The following is a 1,994-nucleotide window of genomic DNA, read 5'->3' as shown; positions in this document are numbered from 1 at the left end:
CGCGGCGAGATCGCCGAGCTGAGCAAGATCCTGGACGACCCGCAGGTGTTGAAGAAGGTCGTGTCGACGGAGTTGGCGAAGGTGGCCAAGGACCTCCAGCAGGAGCGCCGGACCACCCTGCTCGACGGTGATCTGAAGGAGGTGCTGGCGGCGTCGAAGCCGGCCGGGCCGCTGGAGGTCGCGGACGACCCGTGCCAGGTGATCCTGTCCGCGACGGGGCTGGTGGCGCGGACGGCGGCGGAGTCGGAGGAGTCGTCGGAGGCGCGTCGGCGCAACGGGCGGACGAAGCACGACGCGGTGGCGGCGACGGTGCACACGACGGCGCGCGGCCAGGTGCTGCTGGTGACGAACCGGGGTCGTGCGTTCAAGACCGACGTGCTGCCGCTGCCGGTGCTGCCCGACCACAGCGGCACGGTGTCGTTGAGCGGCGGCATGGCGGCCGGTGAGCTGGTCGACCTGCAGGCGGGGGAGCGGGTCGTGGGCATCGCGCCGCTGACCGACACCACGTCGCCGGGTCTGGCGCTGGGCACGAGGTCGGGCACGGTGAAGGTGTGCTCGCCGGAGTGGCCGGTGCGGTCGGACGAGTTCGAGGTGATCACCCTCAAGGAGGGTGACGAGGTGGTCGGCGCGACGTGGTTGACCGGGCCGGACGAGACGTTGGTGTTCGTCACGTCGGAGGCGTCGCTGCTGCGGTACTCGGCGTCGTTGGTGCGGCCGCAGGGGTTGCGCGGCGGTGGTATGGCCGGGGTGAACGTCGGGTCGGACGCGCGGGTGGTGTTCTTCGGCGCGGTGCGCACGGACGACGACGAGCACGGTGAGCCGATGGTGGTCACGTCGACCGGGCAGAGCGTGAAGGTGACGCCGTTCTCCGCGTACCCGGCGAAGGGTCGGGCGACGGGTGGTGTGCGGGCGCACCGGTTCCTCAAGGGCGAGACGGCGCTGGCGCTGGCGTGGGTGGGTCCGCGGCCGGCGGGTGCGGCGGCCAACGGGTCGCCGGTGGAGCTGCCGGAGCCGGACGAGCGGCGTGACGGGTCCGGGCACGCCCACCCCGGTCCGGACGTGGTGGGTCACGTGATCGAGCGCGACTGACGCCGTGCGGCGGCGGGGGTGTGGACCTCCGCCGCCCGGGGCACCTTCGGGGTGTGATCGCGGAGAGCGAAGTCCTGGTCCCGGTGCGGTTCGGCGGTGCGCCGGGTGTCGCGCACGGTGGGTACACGTGCGGGCTGCTGGCGTCGTCGGTGGGTCCGATCGAGGGCACGCCGGTGGTGTCGCTGCTGCTGCCGGTGCCGCTGGACCAGCCGATGCACCTGGAGATCAGCCCCGACCAGGCGGTGCTGGTGTTCGACGAGCAGGTCGTCGCCACGATGGTCGCCAGTCCGGAGCCGATCCCGGCCACCCCACCGCTGACCGCGGCGGAGGTGGCGCGGGCGGTCGAGGACTACCCGGGCCACGACCAGTGCTTCGTGTGCGGTCAGGACAGCGTGGACGGCCTGTTGCTTGCACCGGAAGCGGTGGGCCCGAACGCGGTGGCCTGCCCGTGGGTGCCGCTGGAGACGTCGCCGGAGGTGCTGTGGGCGGTGCTGGACTGCCCGGCCGGGTGGGCGACGGACGAGCCGATGGTCCTGACCCGGATGGCGGCGGACCTGCACACGACCCCGAAGCCGGGCGAGCCGCACGTCGTGGTGGCCCGCCAGGTCCAACGCCTGGGCCCGGTGGCGACGACCCTGAGCTCGATCTACGCATCCGACGGCACCCTCGTGGCCGCCGCGACGGCCCAGTGGACCGTCCCCCGGTTCTGATCGGCGGTCGCTCAGTCCTCCCGGGGGCCGCCGAGGAAGACCGGGCCGTAGCGCTCCAGGTTGGCGTTCGGGTGCAGGATCGCGTGCAGGTTCAGCGCGTGCACGTCCCGCCGGACGCGGTGGAGGGTGGGGGTGTCGCCGGCCAGCACGTCGACGGCGTCGCGGGCGCGCAGGCAGGCCTCGCCCAGGTCCCGG

The 1,994-nt window shown here is 73.4% G+C and carries 2 protein-coding genes and 1 pseudogene; 2 read left to right on the top strand and 1 reads right to left on the bottom strand.

Annotated features, from left to right (window positions below):
• A partial coding sequence (locus AB0G02_RS37215) for a DNA gyrase C-terminal beta-propeller domain-containing protein (protein WP_360804307.1) occupies positions 1-1,089 on the top strand: 1,089 nt, incomplete at its 5' end.
• 53 nt (positions 1,090-1,142) lie between these two features.
• Positions 1,143-1,799: a hypothetical protein gene (locus AB0G02_RS37210; RefSeq protein ID WP_360804304.1), complete on the top strand. Its 657-nt coding sequence runs from the start codon at positions 1,143-1,145 to the stop codon at positions 1,797-1,799.
• Between the two features lie 11 nt (positions 1,800-1,810).
• Here AB0G02_RS37210 and AB0G02_RS37205 read toward each other — a convergent pair.
• Positions 1,811-1,994: pseudogene (locus AB0G02_RS37205) on the bottom strand (acyl-CoA dehydrogenase); the annotation flags it as partial.

Source organism: Actinosynnema sp. NPDC023658, from assembly GCF_040639995.1.
Taxonomy (GTDB): Bacteria; Actinomycetota; Actinomycetes; order Mycobacteriales; family Pseudonocardiaceae; genus Actinosynnema.
The sequence above is the reverse complement of the archived record's forward strand: the minus strand, read 5'-3'. Positions and strand labels throughout refer to the sequence as shown.